Below are 18,176 nucleotides of genomic sequence, written 5' to 3'. Positions count from 1 at the left end.
TCACTTATGAAAAGGTAAAACTAGGAAATAATTGCTTGGCAGTGCTTAAATCAAGCAACATTAGCCGCTGACTGGTTTTCTCGAGAAGGTAATACTCACCATTTGCTTTATATAATAAGTACATCCAAGGTAGGGGCTCACCCGCGAGTTCAAACGTCGCTGCCGATAGTGGCTTATTAATATCAAGCGCATCAGGTGTGGCTGTCGTCATTAACGCTGTATTTTGCCATAAATAAACAAGCTCACTAAGTTGCTGCTCTGAACCTTGCCAACTAAGCGGTACCTCTTTGATCAAAGCAGTAGTACGCCAGCTTGTACCAATGCGCTCAATTTTTTGGTCGCTAAATTCAAGTGTTAACACAAAGCTTTGCACAGGAAGTAGTGGCTGCAGTTGCGCCTGCGTTTCATCGGATCCAATCTTTTTATGAAGACCATTTAAAAAGAAGATCATGATCAACATAGAAAAAATAATAACATTGTTCCAACCTTTGCGGCTTAATCGCATATGCAGTTCCTAATTTATATAAGGTTTTCAAGTTTAGCTAAAACTTAATTGCACTGTCTATATGTTAAAAGCTGGATACTTTGCTAGAATATCGGCAAATTTTAAGGAGTTTAGTCAATGTCAATGTATGTAGTGGGCCATAAAATCCCAGATTCAGATTCAATATGTGGTGCAATTGCACTGGCTTATTTAAAAAACCAAATTGATGAGCCGGCAATTCCAACCCGCCTTGGTGAAGTATCACCAGAAACACAGTTTATTTTAGATAAATTTGGCTTCGAAGCACCTGAGCTTAAACTTAGCTACGCTGGCGAAGACGTTTACATTGTAGACCACACAGAAAAAACCCAAGCACCTGATGATATCGACCAAGCTCGCGTTGTTGGCGTAGTTGATCACCATAAATTAGGTGATTTAACCTCATCAACCCCGCTTGAATGCTGGATCCGCCCTGTTGGTTGTTCTAACACCATTATTAAGATGATGTACGATTTTTATAACGTAGAGATCCCTAAAGATATTGCTGGCATTATGCTTTGCGCCATATTAAGCGACACGGTTATTTTTAAATCACCAACCTGTACCACTGCCGACATTAAATGTGTTGAAGCCCTTGCTGAAATTGCAGGCATTGAAGACTTTAAAGAACTAGGCATGGACATGTTCCGCGTTAAATCAGCCGTTGAAGATACGCCTGTACGTGATTTAGTAATGCGTGACTTTAAAGACTTTAACATGAACGGTAACCTTGTTGGCATTGGTCAGTTAGAAGTTATTGACCTTGCAGTATTTGACGAGATTAAAGCTGACCTTGAAGCTGACATTGCCAAGCTTAAAGAAGAAGGCGGTCGTCATTCAGTATTTTTACTACTAACCGACATTATGAAAGAAGGCTCACAAATGCTGATTGCATCAGACGATGCCAGCCTTGTTGAGCAAGCCTATGGTGAAAAGCCAGAAGACGGTAAAGTATGGCTAGATGGCGTATTGAGCCGTAAAAAGCAAGTAGTACCCCCACTACAAGACGCTTTTAAGAGCTAGGTTCGAGGTTCGAGGTTCGAGGTTCGAGGTTCGAGGTTCGAGGTTCGAGGTTCGAGGTTCGAGGTTCGAGGTTCGAGGTTCGAGGTTCGAGGTTCGAGGTTCGAGGTTCGAGGTTCGAGGTTCGAGGTTCGAGGTTCGAGGTTCGAGGTTCGAGGTTCGAGGTTCGAGGTTCGAGGTTCGAGGTTCGAGGTTCGAGGTTCGAGGTTCGAGGTTCGAGGTTCGAGGTTCGAGGTTCGAGGTTCGAGGTTCGAGGTTCGAGGTTCGAGGTTCGAGGTTCGAGGTTCGAGGTTCGAGGTTCGAGGTTCGAGGTTCGAGGTTCGAGGTTCGAGGTTCGAGGTTCGAGGTTCGAGGTTCGAGGTTCGAGGTTCGAGGTTCGAGGTTCGAGGTTCGAGGTTCGAGGTTCGAGGTTCGAGGTTCGAGGTTCGAGGTTCGAGGTTCGAGGTTCGAGGTTCGAGGTTCGAGGTTCGAGGTTCGAGGTTCGAGGTTCGAGGTTCGAGGTTCGAGGTTCGAGGTTCGAGGTTCGAGGTTCGAGAAATTTAAAAACCTTGCGGTTAATATCGCAAGGTTTTTTTATGCTTGTAGGCGGGAGTTTACCCCGCGCAGTGGGTAGGTAAGTTCGCAGCCCACTTTTGAACCACAGAGAACACCGAGGCGCTTCGCGCTACACAGAGTAATACCTTACTGAACGCTGACAGCTACCTGTTTTTATTTTTAATCACTCCCTCTGTGCACTCTGTGACCTCGGTGGTAAATAGTGTTTTAATTTTTTTCACCACAGAGAACACCGAGGCGCTTCGCGCTACACCGAGTAATACTTTACTGAACGCTGACAGCTACCTGTTTTTATTTTTAATCACTTCCTCTGTGCACTCTGTGACCTCGGTGGTAAATAGTGTTTTAATTTTTTGCACAACAGAGAACACTGAGGCGCTTCGCGCTACACCGAGAAGACAGTCAGTTGTAACTTCTTAATCTTGAAGTTATTTAGGAAGTAAAGTAATTAAACTCTGATCCTTTTAATACCGTCAACGAGCTTAACTTCATTAAAATTAACTAGTAGACCTGTTCTTATTCCTGTCAGCTTTAAATACGTCATCAACTGAGCAGAATGAATAGGCCGCAATTTATCAACTGCTTTTAACTCAACAATTAGCTTATCCGGTAACAATATATCAAGTCTATAACCTGTATCGATTGATACATTCTTATATTTTATAGGTAGTTCAGCTTGTGCAATAGCTAGCAGTCCGGATTGATTTAGTTCATACATTAGGCAACTTTCATAACTAGACTCTAATAAACCAGGACCTAAATTTTTATGAACCTCAATGGCGCAACCAATAACTTTATGAGTTAGTAAATCTGTTTCCATTGATATTTTTATCCACTTCCTTGTAATTTATTTTGACAGTATAGTCACTTTCTCGTCTAAAGGATTATTTTGAATCACAGTGAAAATCGAAGCACTAAACCGAGAAATCAATTACTGATATCTGACATAATAACTGCTCTTTACCTTTAATCACTTCCTCTTTGTACTCTGTTACCTCTGTGGTAAAAAATCACCAAAAGATGCGGGATGAACCCAGAGCTACAGCTGAACGGCATAAAGCCCCGCCTTCAAAATATTTGAAAAACTCCCATAGGCTCTAGGTTTTTACTAGCAAATCGCACATCGCACATCGCACATCGCACATCGCAAAAAATTACTCTAAACTGGTAAAAAAACAATAAATAAGGACATAAAATGCACATACTTCACCATGGAGCAGTCAATGGCGTGACAGGCTCATGCCACCAGCTGATAATAAACGACCAAAGCTCTTTTCTAATTGATTGCGGACTATTCCAAGGTGAAGATTCTGTAGATGATCTAAGCATTGAATTTAATATAGACACTGTTCGCGCATTAATAGTTACCCATTGCCATATTGATCATGTTGGCCGAATTCCCTATTTGTTAATGGCTGGCTTTAAAGGCCCTATATTTACCTCTGTTGCATCAGCAAGCTTATTGCCTTTAGTCATTGAAGATGCATTAAAAGTGGGCGTTACGCGAGACCAAAAAATAATAGATACCTGCTTAAGGCTGCTTAAACAACAAGTTGTAGCTGTAGACTTTAAAGCTTGGTTTGAGCTTCCTTGCAAAGGTGAACACACAGCGAAAGCCCGACTACAACGAGCAGGGCATATTTTAGGCTCCGCTTATGTAGAAATAGACATAAGCACGGCTCCTTATAAAGCGAGCAATAATCATAGAGTGGTTTTTTCTGGTGATTTAGGTGCGCCCTACACGCCTTTACTACCCTCACCTAAAGCGCCCTATAAAGCCGATACCTTAGTCATAGAGTCAACTTATGGTGATAAAAATCACCAAGGTCGTAAACAACGTACGCAAACCTTAAAAAACGTGATTGAACGCGCCGTTGCCGATAACGGCGTAGTACTTGTGCCTGCCTTTAGTATTGGCCGCACGCAAGAGCTGTTATACGAACTTGAACAGCTAATTCATGCTTCTGCTAAAAACTCACCTTGGCGCACAATACAAGTAATACTCGACTCCCCCATGGCAGCTAACTTTACTCAGCAGTACCGAAAATTTAAATATTTATGGGATGAAGAAGCCAAACAAAAAGTAGCCAAAGGTCGTCACCCACTCGACTTTGAAAACCTCACTACAATAAACACCCATAGCGAGCACTTAGCGTTAATAAATTACTTAGCCAGCCGCCAAACACCTGCCATTATTTTAGCAGCAAGCGGTATGTGCACCGGCGGGCGTATAGTTAATTACTTAGAGCGATTTTTAACCGACAAAACCACCGACGTACTCTTTGTAGGTTACCAAGGGCGCGGTACATTAGGTCGCGACATACAAACCTACGGACCAAAAAATGGCTACGTGTTGATAAATAATACTAGGGTGAATATTAACGCCAAAATACACACTATAAGCGGTTATAGTGCTCATGCAGATCAAGCCGGTCTCATCAAATTTGTAACCGGTATGCGCAAAAAGCCCCACCATATAAAAATAGTTCACGGCGATGATGACGCTAAAAATGCACTCGCAGCAAAATACAGAGAAATATTGGGAGATGAGGTGACGGTAGAAATTGGCAAGGGATAGGTTCGAGGTTCGGTGTTAAGCTCTAGGCTCGTAGCTCGCTCCCCGTTGCCCACCGCTCATCGCTCGCAACTCGCTGCCCTTTAAATCCTGTACAAGCAAGTATATTCACGTATCATTTTAAGGCCAGTAAATAAAAGGATACCTCTTGTTTAATCTCCCCCCCACTACAATTGCACTTATTATCGTTTGTAGCGGCTCTATTATTGGACCGCTTGGCATGGCAGGCGTTAATATCGCTATTCCCGACCTTGCTGAAGATTTACACGCAAGCGCAAAAATGATTGCGTGGATGCCCACCTTGTATTTACTCAGTAGCGTTATCTTTATGCTGCCGTGCGGTAAAATAGCAGACAACTATGGTCGCAAACGCGTGTATGCATTTGGTTTAGGCTTAAATGCACTGGCCTCGCTAATGTGTGCGTTAGCAAACTCTATTGAGTGGGTGCTTTTTTGGCGCTTTATACAAGGGGCTGCAGGCGCCATGATTTTTGGTATAGGCGTTGCCATTATCACCTCTGTCACGCCTGATAATAAACGCGGAATGGCACTGGGCATCTCTGCGGCGTGTGTGTACATAGGGCTCAGTGCAGCGCCTGCGGTTGGTGGCTGGCTCACTGAAATATGGGGATGGCGCGCCGTGTTTTACTCGCAAATTCCCCTGATACTTATGCTGCTTATTGCCATTAAACTGTTTTTACATGGCGAATGGAAAAACGATAAAAAATCGCCGTTTGACTGGTGGGGTATGGTTATTTTCTCGCTCTTTGCACTGTGCTTAGTATTAGGGTTAAGTGATTTACCGAATATAGCTGGCTGGCTATTAACCGCACTTTCAATCATTTGTTTAATGCTATTTATTGTTCACCAAAGTCGCAGTCGACGCCCCTTAATTAGAGTACAAATGTTTTTAGAAAGTCGTGTGTTCAGCCTATCGTTGACTACTTCGTTTCTCATGTATGCCAGTAACTTTTCACTGGCCTTTTTGTTAAGTTTGTACCTGCAATATATAAAAGGATTAAGCCCCGCACATGCAGGACAAATAGTATTACTACAAGCGGTTTCAATGGCTATTATGGCGCCCTTAGCAGGTAAGCTTGCCGATAAAATACAACCACGCTTACTAGCCACGCTAGGCTGTGTAATTGTTCTGGTTGGATTTTTCCTGTTATCCCAGTTATCGGTTAGTTCAAGCACCGCTTACATTAGCGGCTCACTGTTATTATTAGGGATTGGGTTTGGCTTATTTTCGACCCCTAACAACAATGCCATTATGGGTGCAGTGGATAAAAGTGAGCTAGGTGTGGCGTCTTCCTCAATGAACTTATCACGCACTATTGGTAATTTATTTGGCATGAGCTTAATCAACTTAATTGTGCATTATTACCTTGGTGACAGCACCTTCTCAGCGCAAAATAGCCACGCACTAATGAGCACCATTTCAGTGGCGTTTAAAATGTCATTGGGGTTTGTCATGCTGGCAAGTTGTATTTCTGCGCTGCGAGGTCGGGCTTAAAAGGCTGCTAGGTTCGAGCTGCGAGGTTCAAGGTTCAAGGTTCAAGGTTCAAGGTTCAAGGTTCAAGGCATCAGAAAAACATAAAAACACCGCGTTTGATGCAAATGCGGTGTTTTTTATACCTGTAGCAGCGGGTTCACCCCGCGTCGGTATTAGGATTTAGGTTCGAGGCCCGAAGCTCGTCGCCCGCAACCCGAAGTTCGCAGCCCGTAACTTCCTCTAAAAGCGCTGCGTCTCTAAAACTCTTTGTGCATAAATATTTTAAGATCTTATTCACAAAGAGAAGTGAATGAGGAGTAAATGAGAACATAAAACCATTAGCCCAACTGGTTAATTCGAAGTTCTAGGCTGGAGGCCTGAAGCTCGTAGCTCGTTACCCGATGCCCGTCGCCCGTTACCCTTTAACCAACTCTTTCATATATTCAGTAAACTCAGCACCTAACGTTTCATGGCGCATGCTGTATTCTACAATCGCTTTTAAATAGCCGAGTTTATCGCCACAGTCATGTGAGCAGCCGCTCATATGAAACGCTTCTACCGTATCAATAGCCAATAATGCATCAATCGCGTCTGTAAGCTGTATTTCACCGCCTGCGCCTACATGAGTTTTAGCGAGTAATGGCCAAATATTTTTACTTAAAACATAACGACCAACAACAGCTAAATTTGAAGGAGCAACATCTGCGGCTGGTTTTTCAACCATTTTTTTAATTGCTGCACTTTCACCAGCAGCAAGCTCTACACCATTAATATCAGCAATGCCGTACTTACTTACATCTTCAATAGCAACGGGCTCTAACATAATTTGACTGGCTTTCGTTTGCTCAAAACGAGCAATCATCGCCGCTAAGTTTTCAGTTTTTTGATTTGCCGTATAAGCATCGAGGATTACATCAGGTAGCACCACCACAAAGTCATCATCACCAACGATTGGTTTGGCACATAAAATGGCATGCCCTAAGCCTTTAGCTTCACCTTGGCGCACATGCATAATGGTTACATCTGCAGGGCAAATAGAGCGAACTTCGTCAAGTAAAGCGCGCTTAACCCTCTTTTCTAGCGTGGCCTCTAGTTCAAAACTGGTATCAAAGTGGTTTTCAATGGCATTTTTAGAGCTATGTGTCACGAGCACTATTTCTTTAATACCCGCCGCCACACATTCATTTACTATGTATTGAATAAGCGGTTTATCAACCAAGGGAAGCATTTCTTTAGGGATTGCCTTAGTCATAGGCAACATACGGGTGCCTAAACCGGCAACAGGAATTACAGCTTTCACAGGTAGTCCTTTAATTTAAGTGAGTACATTTATTTGCAAAAGTAGCATAGCTAAATATATACAGCCTGAATTAGCTAAAAGTAGGTAGAATGAATTATAAAAATTTCAGAAAGTAAAACACCGAGTTGCTAACTCGGTGTTTTAGAAAAGAATATACTAGTTTGATGAAAACTGTTTTTCAGGTAAATTTAGCTTGCGTCGGAAGTAATTCATTACAGTGCAATAGTTTATTAAAAATATAAGGTACACAGTAAAAATAGCAATAAAACCATAAAACATAACATATTCAGGTACCAATAATATTTCACCAACGATCCCCACCGCGGCAAAAGCCGTAGCGATAAAACATATTAAAGTTAATGTCTGAATCGATGAAAAACCTAAACGCTGACAAATATGATGTAAATGCTCACGGTCTGGCTTGAATGGTGACTTTCCATGTTTCACACGGCGCACCATAATCGCAACCATATCCATTAATGGTACCGCAATAAGCCATAAAGCAGTAACAGGCCTTATCATCGGGTTACCTGCTGTTTGACTTGCTCCAATGAGTAACCAAATAACAGTAAAACCTATCATCATGCTACCAGCATCACCCATGAATACTTTACGCTTATGACCAATAAAACCTAAGTTTAATAGTATATAAGGCACCATACATACTACCAATAACAAACATAGATAACTTAAGCTTTGCTCACCAGCTAGTAAAAGTAATATACCAATACTCGCAAAGGTCACTATTGATAAGCCACCTAAAAGGCCGTCAATGCCATCAACCATATTAAACGCATTTATACAGCCAATGACAGCAAGTACAGTTATAAAACCACCAAACATATCAAGCTCAATAGCACCAAAACCAAGTAAATTTCCCAATGTATGTAGTTCTGCATTAGCAAAGTAAATCATCGCTACAGAAATTAGCGCTTGAACTAACATGCGTATTTTTACGCTTAAATCAAAGCGATCATCCAAAGCACCAACAGCTGTTAAACCGCAAATACAAAGCATATACAAATTTGCATGGTTAATCATGTTAGGGTGTGTATAAATATAATTTACTATAGTTATACAAATAGCCACACCACCCACTAATGGTACGTTACCCGTATGCATTTTTCGCCCTGATGGCTTATCTACGAGACCGGCTCTGCGAGCCACCTTACGCATTAAAAACAATACTGCAAAGGCAATAAAAAAGGTAAATAAAAGGTCAATTAACATAAGGTCTCGAAATGGTATTTAAATATATTTAAATTGCGAAAAACAACAACACTACTAACAAGAGAATTAAATCGCTTATAATGATAAACAATTATACTGACTTTGAACAACTTTTATAGCGAAAACCTGTTTTCTATAGCCACATCAACTTACAACTCTATAAGAATAAAATAAAGGTAGGGTTAAGAAATCTGTGTCATTTCAATATTATTAAGAAAGCAGGAGTGGCACATGACTCAAAATTTCGACTTCAACAAAGCATTAGTTAAACTTCAAGCTGATAAAGGTCTTCCTGGTGAAGACGGTGCTATAACACTATTAATCAAACAACTCACCCAAGCGGCTCTTAAAACCGAATTATAGATGCGTCCACAATCTGAGACTAAAATTAACCGTAAAAATGACTTAACCAAAAAAACAGTTAAATCATCCATAGCCTATTAGTGCTTGAAACGCTCGGAGACCGTTCAGGTTCGTTTGAATCTCAGCTAGTTAAAAAGAACCAAACTAAGTTAATGTCTGAAATTAATGAGAAAATTTCATCTATATTTGCTTTAGTTATGATGAGCTATCTAGATATTCGAGACCACATAAAAGATATGTATGCTGTTGAAGTATCAAATGCTACTATCACTGCCATAACAGTTCTAATTTACCCGCTTATCTGGCTTAATACTATTAATTATGAGATTAAAGAAAATGGGCGCTACGTGAGTAAATCTATTTATACCGTACTAGATGTCAATATCGAGGGCCCAAAAAAATCACTTGACTTATATGTCTTTGAAAGTGAGGGCTAACTATTGGTTTCCAATATTAACAGATTTACATAATCGTGGTGTATCCGATATTTTAATTGCCTCTGTTGATGTACTAGAAGGTTTCCTGAAGTAATAGCAACAATCTGTCCTGACGCCAAAGTACAGGAGCGCGTTATTAATCAAATTCGTAATTCGATGAAGTATATCGTTTCAAAGCACAAAAAAGCTTATGACTGACTTGAAACCCGCCTATAAGGTTACCACTAAAGATACAACAGAGCCGCTCTTGACGTCGTAAATGGAGTAATCTGTCGGTTTATTTCAAGTATCCTGATTACGTAGTAGAGCTATTTATAGCACTAATTAGATTGAAGCTGTACATCTTCAGCTTAGGCGACTCTTCAAAACCAAGGGAGCATTCCCTAATAAAAACAGCTTGATGAAATTGTTGTAAACAGTCATATTATATGCATCAAAGAAATGGACAATGCCAATCCATAACTGGAACCTGGCATTGTCGCAATAGCCCATCCATTTAGAAGATAGGTTAGATGGTGTGCTAGACATTTCGCAATTTTGGCTGACACTGAATTCTAAACGCCATCAAAATAAACTGAGTTATTATAGCAAAAAACTGAAATATTTATTATTGACCTAAATTTTTCGCACTAGTGCCAAGAAAATATACTTTAAAAGTTTAACCTGCCTTTTTATTCTTGTAGGCTGTGATAATAGCCTATAAAGCCACTCTAAATTATTTCTTTGAAACCATTCAGGGGCACGCTTCACTCTGTTAGTAAAAACATCATAAGTACCACCAACTCCCATATAAAAAGCTTCAGGGTGAGTACCCATACACTTTTTTATGAAACTTTCTTGCCGTGGTGAACCTAATGCAACTGAAATTATTTTTGCTCCACTTTCCTGTACATTCCGAATTAGTATATTTTCATCTTTAAAATAGCCATCACATGAACCAACAACGTTCACCCCCATATCCTCGGTGAGTTTTTTGACGACCTCATTATGGACATTAGACTTCGCTCCAATTATATAAACAGGAGTTTTATGATTTGAAGCACTTTTCATAAGCTCAAGCCAAAGCTCACAACCTGGTATCCGAACACTGAAACACCCCCTTTTCGACATCAGAAGTGATACCGCGGCACCATCTGGGTAGAGAATAGATGCTGATTTTAGTAGAGCTTTTACATCAGGGTTTTCATGACTAGAAACTACTTTTTCAGCATTTACAGCTATAGCGAAACCTTGAGTGATATTCCCGTTTTGAAGAACAGAGTTAACAGCACTCTCCATGCTTTCATAAGCTGAAATTTCTAAGCCACCGATATTACATGTTTTATTCATACGGTAATAAATACCCTTATGTTCTATACTTTATAATTTTAGCTGGAACACCACCAACAACCGCATATTCAGGAACGTCTTTAGTTACCAAAGAACACGCCCCAACAATCGATCCTTTACCTATTTTAACACCATGTTTTATAACAACATTCCTTCCTATCCATACATCGTCACATATAATAGGTGCCAAACCAAAGAAATCGTCTTGCTCTACCATTGGTATATCAACCCTTTCGTAACTATGTGTGCTTGACAAAATCGATACATTTTGAGCAATCATCACATTATCGCCAATTATCGCACCCTGTATGAAAACATTTTCATTAATCCTAACATTTTTACCTATTTTCAAATTTGAGGCATTAGAAATATAAACTCTATTTTCAAAACGATTTTTATCATGTTTACACAAAATATTCAGAACGTCAGATAAATACCAACACCTTAAACGACTGAACACAGAAATAAACCTTGAATTAGGTAAATTATAAAAAATTAAATAATAGATAAATAATTTAACCTTTAACATAAGAGTCATCAGACAACCTTTAATTTAGTTTTATATGCTTTGGGTGTTTAATAAATAAAATACTATCATCTTCACCACCTTTAGACATTATATTCCCATCAACAACATCAAGAACATATGTCTTACCCAATATCTCAATTGCATCGAAGTGACAAGATGAAAAAATAGATATGTGAGCTAACGCACCTGAAATTAAGCTAGATGTATTTCTTAATTGATCTCTGTTAATAGTTATAAAGTTACTATTGGATATTCTATCGACTAAAACAGAGTAATTTTTATACTCCCTAGGGTGTGGTCGATATACGACAAGTTTTTGAGGCTCTGCTTTTAAAAGCTCTTGAATAAAAAGAACAATTTCATCATAACAAAGGCCCTGTCCAGTAAATATGTAATACTCTCGTCCATCACAGAAATTCTCTATAATTTCATCATCTTCCTTAGTTACTATTAAATCTCTTGATTTAACTTTAATTTTACTAGGGACAACAAAATTAGAACTTTCCATTTTTCTATACCAATAAGAAGAGTAAATAACTAACCACTCTGGCAATAAAGTGCTTTTCCAAACCTGCTCCCCTCCATATGTATATGATTCGTGGTAAGGAGCAAGCAACCCATGCTGATGCTCTATTACTTTTTTATTCAATTCAACAGCCGCACTTATAACCGATGACTTAGTATAAGATGATACGACATTTACTTCGTTTATATTTAACAATCGGATTAAAAAGCTATATATATTTTTTTTTATATAAAAGTCTCTTAATATCAGCTCGACTTTATCAGAAGATAAATTATGATGATTTTTCAAAATACTTAGAAATTCTCTATCAAAATTTTTTAGGTTACTTTTTTTCTTCGTAAAAAGTTTATAAAAATTAAAAAATAAATGGACAATAACATTCTCAAAAATAATACCATGCCTCAAACAATCTAAAATTTTGACACTTTCAAAATTTGAACAATGATACAAAAGAAAGTTATTCCCTATCTCTTTTTGACATATAAACTCATCATTAATCGAGCTTTTACTTACCTTTACTCGAGTAAAAGCACCAAAAAACACTTTTTTTTTATTATTATTAAATAATGCTATACAAATATTTATCAAACTTATGAGTAATGCATATAAATTTTTCAAATATGAACTTGATTTAAACTCCATATCGGTCACATTATCTGGTATGTGTGTTTTGCGAAGTATATGGAACTTTAATAGAGGCCATACCTCCCGCTCTCGTTCAAGGTTATTCTTTAAAATAAAAGTTTCAGCTTCGTTATTCACTTAAGTTCCTTTTCCTAATTTTTTATTCGGTGCTAATAACAGCCCTCTCGATGAGATTATCCCAAGCAAAAAATATAATAATAGACCAACAACGTTACCCATTATAGGTACCATCATACCTATACCCACCAACATTAAAAATGCATTAATTCTAATGAGGTTTATATGAGAAACCATTTCAACCCCCTCATCCTTGCTTGATGTAAATGGCTGAAAAATAAGAAATATAACGAATATAAATCCTAAGCCATACTCAGCAATTAGCGATACAAAAAACAAATCAAAAATAGGCCCTTCAATGTCACTACCGTAACCGATAATTGCACTATCAACATTAAACTGCGTATATACATCTGTGTACATTTTGGACATTAAAGTCCCATATGTTCCAGGGCCTGAGCCTAAAGGAAAATAGTACTCAAATATCTCCATAGCATAATAAAAGATTTTATAACGCACATAACCTTCATTTAGATTAGCTTGAACACTTTCACCTATAAAAAACCAAAGACCTAAAAACACTATGGGAGTTAAAACAATAAGCAGAGTGATACCTAATAACTTTTTTTTACCTTGGCTTTTATATAAAATCGAAATAGAGTAGGCAATTAGAAGAAGCACTAACTCCTTTCGAGAAAAGGTAAGAAAAAGTAAAGTGAAAGCCAATAAAAGTAACAACCAGTATAACTTTGGACTATAAATAAAGTACTTATTATGACCTTTATTATATTTAAAGGACAAAAGCAAAATACTATATAACAGCAGAAAACCAGAGTACAAAACTCGAGAGCCAAAGAACGAGCCTGGAGTGATCCCCCCCAACCCTCTACCGTCTTTAGATAAATCATAAAAAACATTAGGAAATATGTAATCTGTAAAAGTAAAAACCACAGATAAAATCAATACTAAAGTTAAAATTTTAGTAAACTTTTCAAACAAAACAACTCGATCGGTTTGGAATACGTTTGCTGCAATATAAAATACAAAAATATACTTTAATGTTATAAGAGTTTGGAACATATTAAAAATTGGAAGATTATTTTTCCAAACTAAAAAAGCAGAATATAATAAAACAATAACGAGTAAATATATAAATTTTGCCTTTATCGGCTTGCAGAATAAAAGAATAACAAAGGAGAAAATATATATAAATATATATATATGATTAAAGTAACGAAGAAAACCTAACTCCACTATATTTTGACGAGATATAAAAAACAAAAAAACAGTAAAAACTAGTAAGTTAAAATATACTTTAGCTGAAAAAATCAAAATTTATATTCCAAGAAAACACTCACCTCTTTGCTTGATTAACTTATTCTAAAACATAGTTAAGAATAGACACGAGCAACTCTTTTAGTGACACCAACCAATAACTCATAAGGTATCATACCTGCACTCTTTGCTATAATTTCGACTGGTAACTTTGGCCCCCATAAAGTAACCTCATCCAGCTCTTGAACATTATTAACTAACCCGATATCGACACTAATGAGATCCATGGACACAGCCCCTACGATAGGGTAATTTTTTCCATTAATTAATACTGGACAGCCAGGGGATATGGAGCGAGGATAACCATCGGCATATCCAATACCAACAACTGCTAATTTAGTATCATTGTTAGATACCCACTTACCTCCATAACCAACAGGCTCGCCAGCTTTGTGCATTCTGATAGATATAACATATGCTTTGAGCTCCATCACAGGTTTCAACCCGAGATCTTTTCCTATGGAATCAATGAAAGGAGAAACACCGTATAAGGAAAGGCCTAACCGTCCATAATCTTGAAAAGATTTGTATTTACTTAAAAGTCCCGCAGAGTTAGTAATCGAAGTTTTAAATGATTTACTCTGAGGTATACTTTCAAAAAATCTAAGCTGATATAAAGTTCTCTGTAAATCACTTTCAGCTGATGAAAGATGAGTAAACAACCCATCTATTATCACATTTTTATACTGTTTTGATATTATTAATATAGCTTTTTCGATTTCAGATTCACTAAGCCCTAAGCGGTGCATACCACTATCAAACTTTAGCCAACAATTTAACATAGCCTCTTCGGGAAGTGCCGAGAAAAGCTCAAGCTGAAACAGCGAATGAATAACAACTAAAATCCTATGTTCAACAGCCACCAACAAGTCTTCAAGGGAATTTAATCCTGAGAAAATCATGATGGGCTTATTTACACCTTGCTTCCTGAGTGATAATGCTTCAGACAACCTTGCTACAGCAAGTATACTAACACTCTTCTCTATAATTCGAGAAACCTCGTAAGCTCCATGACCATAACCATCAGCTTTAATAACAGCAATTAGCTCAAGTTCCTCACTAGCTTGCTTCTTTATTACTTGAATATTTTCATATATCGAGTTTAAGTTAATTAGGGCAAAAGGCTCTTTCATTTAATATCCAAAATCACTTCAAAAAATACACTTTAATGTTGATAAAACAATATCAATAAATATGATAATGATTGTTAATATAAACGGCAGACGCAGAAACGGCTATTGCTCCGAATAAAAAATAACAACTTTCGCGCAGCAAGTACGCTTTTAACACTTTACATGACACGAATGCAAAGAGAATAATAGCTGCTGATAAGCCGCTAAGCATCGTTGAAAATGCGGAACCCAAAACCCCATATTCTAAAGTTAATAAATATCCTAATGGAATATTAATAATTAAAGCAGATACAAACCCGAACATCTTATACTTTCCAGTTTTCTCTTCAAGAGATAATATATTCGTAAAAAGTATATATAGTGTATTTGATAAAAAGCTAAGGCTGAGAACAATAAATACCGCGTAATTAAATTCAATATTTGAGTCAAATACAAGCCTGAACATAATTGGTAGTAAAAGTATGCAAATAATAAAAACAGTAAAATTAATCAGCATTAACTTTACTGTTTCTTCTTTCATTCTATGAATAGCTGAATATCCTTCAGCTGCATAGTGGTATAGTAATTTTGGCATGTAAGACTTATTCATAGCTAGAATAATTATCTGTATTGAACCTGCTATAAGAAAGATTGATGAATAATTAGCTAAATCTTGCATACTTAACAATGATGTTATATAAATTTTGTCGACCATTGCATTTATAATCGCAAATACACTTACAGGTAAAATTACAATACAATACTTAGTAATCTTAAGGTATTTTGCAGTGTCAAATATTTTCAATTCTTTAAAAAAAACAACTAAGCCAAACTGCTTACTAACAATAGCAACCGAAATTATAAAGTTTAATGCGAGTATAGTATTTAGGTAATGATTAATGCTTTTAAACAAATAAATCGAAATAATTGCCGATATAAATTTAATAAAAAAATACCCTAAATAAACCTTTACGTATGCAATTTTTTTAAAGCTTAGACGGTAAGATAATAATGTTATATTGATAAAATATTCAAAAAAAACTATTGCACACATTTTTGTAATATGACTTTTTAAAGAAATCATCTCAAAGAGTAAATTGTCATTTATTATCGAAAGAATTAATGTAACTAACGTAAATAACAAATACCCTGTAAATGCGACATGGATACTATTAACAAACAACCTATTTTTATCATCATCATGACTTTGATTATAAAAAATAGAATATGATGATTCACTTGAAAGGCTTATTAGCGGTACAAGGGATGTAAGTAAAACTAAACACAACACAAATGAACCATAAGTTTCTACATCTAATATATGTGAAGCTATTGGCATTAAAAAGAACTGCAGCCCTTTAACAAAAACATCTGTAAACAGGTATAAAAAAGATGGCTGCATTAATTTTTTTCTGATGTGAAGCATATTTAAAACTTCATAAGAACATTTTGCATTTTTAATATATTTAGTTTTACAGCTGGATGTACATTTCCAGCGCTATAATCAAATGTAATTCCGAGTAAATCTTGGATATCTGAGGTATCTTTATTTAAATCCGACTTTAGCTTAGAAAAACTGCTTGAATTCACCCAGTTTTCATAATTCATAACTCCATTTCCTCGTATAACAAAGTTACTCATTGCCCAATACTTTCTATAAACAGCTGATAAATAATTGTTTTTTTCCAACAAAGTTGGCTTAAAATCTTGACCTTGTATATCTGCAAGTTCAGGTAAACGCTTAGTTATAAACTCCTGAAACATACTTCTATTAAGAAGCTCGTCCTCATTGAATTGTTGGACGGTATCAAGAAAGAAAGGTGTATAAATGCTGTATGATTTTTTTTGACCTAAAAAACTCTCAAACGCACCTTTATCGTTATTGCGACCCAAACCGAATGTTGCATAGTTTAATAGCTTCTCTGACTTAGATAAATGCTTAAATTCATCATAAAAGCTTTCTATCTCAGCTACAGACTCGTCAAATTCATCCTCACTAAAAAAAGGACTGAAGCCAGATCTTGAAACCTTTGGCTTAAACTCGAGAGGTATTCCCGTTAATGAATTAATTGCCTTTTTAAACTTAGACGCACAAGGTTTTGTGCTTAATAAAGACTGATATAATAAGGTGTGCTCGATTAGGTTTTCACGTTTAATTGAGTCATATAAAGGTGATGCCCCTACTATGAAACCACTTGCTCCGGTTACTAAAGTATTTGATTTAATATCATCCACATTAGCAATTTTAAATATTTGAGAGCCTATTTCTGGAGCTAATTGACACTCTAAGTCTAACTGCTTTTTTATGGGGATAGAGTCATATCGTAACGTTTTTCTTTCTATATTAAAGTAGCTAGCTATCTTATTTGCACTTTTAAAGTCGTTAGATAATAGAAGCTTTCTTGGCTTTTCAATGCCTATTGTGAAACCTTCTATATTCATATTATTTTTTTTCGCATAATGAGGTATAACCCTTGAGTCTAAACCTCCGCTAATACCTACCGCAAATGAACTTTCATTTGGATTGAGTTTTTTTATAGTCCCTAATGCGTTATTGAACGTATCGTCAATTAGATCTAACTTTTCTTCATAAGATAAAGTATTCTGCTTATAATGAAAGGACCAATACCTATTAACTTTTTCACTGCTATTATTAAAATCAACTGTCACTATTGAGGCTGCTGGAACAGTTTTAACCCCTTTCATAATCGTTTTATTATTCAGACCGGTAAAGAACATTATCTGTTGTTTTAAAACTGTGACGTCGATATCTTTTATACCATATGAAAGACCATCTTTCATTTCCCAGAAATCATCACTAATTAGTAATTGTCCATCCTTAAAACAATAAAATATATTTTGCTTTCCTGGTCTATCAGACAATAACTTAACCTCAGCAGTTTGAGGGTTGCTGAGTATAATTGTGAAGTTCCCCATAAGCTTGCTTAAATAGGCATCATCACTATGAACTAAAGCTTTTATAGTGGAGAGCTCGTCTTCTAAATATAAGTCTCCAAATATATGATATGAGTAATTTACACCGTCTATTTGAGTTTTTCTAGGCAAAGAATACTGAACTTCTTTATTAATTGTGAATAACATTAACTATTTTCCAAAAATTAAACTGATTAAAATATAAATTTAT

At 36.8% G+C, this 18,176-nt stretch carries 14 protein-coding genes and 1 pseudogene; 4 read left to right on the top strand and 11 right to left on the bottom strand.

Annotated elements, in window-relative coordinates; genetic code table 11:
- Positions 1 to 4: 4 nt before the first annotated feature.
- Positions 5 to 505: a hypothetical protein gene (locus PISS_RS02505; protein WP_013464037.1), complete on the bottom strand. Its 501-nt coding sequence runs from the start codon at positions 503 to 505 to the stop codon at positions 5 to 7.
- Between the two features lie 117 nt (positions 506 to 622).
- On the opposite strand from PISS_RS02505, the gene PISS_RS02500 reads away from it, so the two are divergent.
- Positions 623 to 1,546 carry a manganese-dependent inorganic pyrophosphatase gene (locus tag PISS_RS02500; RefSeq protein ID WP_013464036.1) on the top strand — a complete coding sequence of 308 codons (924 nt, stop codon included), beginning with the start codon at positions 623 to 625 and terminating at the stop codon, positions 1,544 to 1,546.
- Between the two features lie 1,000 nt (positions 1,547 to 2,546).
- On the opposite strand, the gene PISS_RS02490 is transcribed toward PISS_RS02500, so the two are convergent.
- Positions 2,547 to 2,918 (bottom strand): GxxExxY protein, encoded by a 372-nt coding sequence (locus PISS_RS02490; protein WP_013464035.1) that lies wholly within the window; start codon positions 2,916 to 2,918, stop codon positions 2,547 to 2,549.
- Between the two features lie 375 nt (positions 2,919 to 3,293).
- On the opposite strand from PISS_RS02490, the gene PISS_RS02485 reads away from it, so the two are divergent.
- Both PISS_RS02485 and PISS_RS02480 read left to right on the top strand, forming a co-directional pair.
- The gene (locus tag PISS_RS02485; RefSeq protein WP_058154138.1) at positions 3,294 to 4,676 is read left to right on the top strand and encodes an MBL fold metallo-hydrolase RNA specificity domain-containing protein; all 1,383 of its coding nucleotides are present in this window, start codon (positions 3,294 to 3,296) and stop codon (positions 4,674 to 4,676) included.
- A gap of 145 nt (positions 4,677 to 4,821) precedes the next feature.
- A complete protein-coding gene (locus PISS_RS02480) occupies positions 4,822 to 6,189 on the top strand; it encodes an MFS transporter (protein ID WP_096040825.1) in 1,368 nt (455 codons plus the stop codon).
- Between the two features lie 394 nt (positions 6,190 to 6,583).
- On the opposite strand, the gene galU is transcribed toward PISS_RS02480, so the two are convergent.
- Together galU and wecA are read right to left on the bottom strand one after the other, a co-directional pair.
- Positions 6,584 to 7,468 carry a UTP--glucose-1-phosphate uridylyltransferase GalU gene (gene galU / locus PISS_RS02475; protein ID WP_058154136.1) on the bottom strand — a complete coding sequence of 295 codons (885 nt, stop codon included), beginning with the start codon at positions 7,466 to 7,468 and terminating at the stop codon, positions 6,584 to 6,586.
- Positions 7,469 to 7,624: 156 nt separating this feature from the next.
- Entirely contained in the window at positions 7,625 to 8,698 is a 1,074-nt protein-coding gene (wecA, locus tag PISS_RS02470) for a UDP-N-acetylglucosamine--undecaprenyl-phosphate N-acetylglucosaminephosphotransferase (protein ID WP_036955925.1), read from the bottom strand.
- A 231-nt stretch (positions 8,699 to 8,929) separates the two neighbouring features.
- On the opposite strand from wecA, the pseudogene PISS_RS02465 reads away from it, so the two are divergent.
- A pseudogene (locus PISS_RS02465) lies at positions 8,930 to 9,985 on the top strand (IS256 family transposase).
- Positions 9,986 to 10,113: 128 nt separating this feature from the next.
- Here the strand turns inward: PISS_RS02465 and PISS_RS02460 are convergent.
- From PISS_RS02460 to PISS_RS02430, 7 genes are read right to left on the bottom strand one after another with little or no spacing between them, the layout of a single operon-like run.
- A complete protein-coding gene (locus PISS_RS02460; protein ID WP_036955923.1) occupies positions 10,114 to 10,827 on the bottom strand; it encodes a WecB/TagA/CpsF family glycosyltransferase in 714 nt (237 codons plus the stop codon).
- Positions 10,828 to 10,843: 16 nt separating this feature from the next.
- Positions 10,844 to 11,365 (bottom strand): acyltransferase, encoded by a 522-nt coding sequence (locus PISS_RS02455; RefSeq protein WP_198147821.1) that lies wholly within the window; start codon positions 11,363 to 11,365, stop codon positions 10,844 to 10,846.
- A 10-nt stretch (positions 11,366 to 11,375) separates the two neighbouring features.
- Complete coding sequence (locus PISS_RS02450) at positions 11,376 to 12,644, bottom strand: hypothetical protein (RefSeq protein WP_036955920.1); 1,269 nt, start codon at positions 12,642 to 12,644, stop codon at positions 11,376 to 11,378.
- The gene (locus tag PISS_RS02445; protein WP_051894374.1) at positions 12,645 to 13,916 is read right to left on the bottom strand and encodes a hypothetical protein; all 1,272 of its coding nucleotides are present in this window, start codon (positions 13,914 to 13,916) and stop codon (positions 12,645 to 12,647) included. It lies immediately after the preceding gene.
- 59 nt (positions 13,917 to 13,975) lie between these two features.
- On the bottom strand, positions 13,976 to 15,052 hold the full coding sequence (gene alr / locus PISS_RS02440) for an alanine racemase (RefSeq protein WP_036955918.1): 1,077 nt from the start codon (positions 15,050 to 15,052) through the stop codon (positions 13,976 to 13,978).
- Positions 15,053 to 15,104: 52 nt separating this feature from the next.
- Positions 15,105 to 16,433 carry a lipopolysaccharide biosynthesis protein gene (locus PISS_RS02435; RefSeq protein WP_198147820.1) on the bottom strand — a complete coding sequence of 443 codons (1,329 nt, stop codon included), beginning with the start codon at positions 16,431 to 16,433 and terminating at the stop codon, positions 15,105 to 15,107.
- A gap of 26 nt (positions 16,434 to 16,459) precedes the next feature.
- The gene (locus tag PISS_RS02430) at positions 16,460 to 18,133 is read right to left on the bottom strand and encodes an asparagine synthetase B family protein (RefSeq protein ID WP_036955913.1); all 1,674 of its coding nucleotides are present in this window, start codon (positions 18,131 to 18,133) and stop codon (positions 16,460 to 16,462) included.
- Positions 18,134 to 18,176 lie beyond the last annotated feature (43 nt).

Source organism: Pseudoalteromonas issachenkonii, from assembly GCF_002310795.1.
In the GTDB taxonomy this organism is placed as follows: domain Bacteria; phylum Pseudomonadota; class Gammaproteobacteria; order Enterobacterales; family Alteromonadaceae; genus Pseudoalteromonas; species Pseudoalteromonas tetraodonis.
Note: the sequence above shows the minus strand (reverse complement) of the source record. Positions and strands in the feature narration are given on the sequence as shown.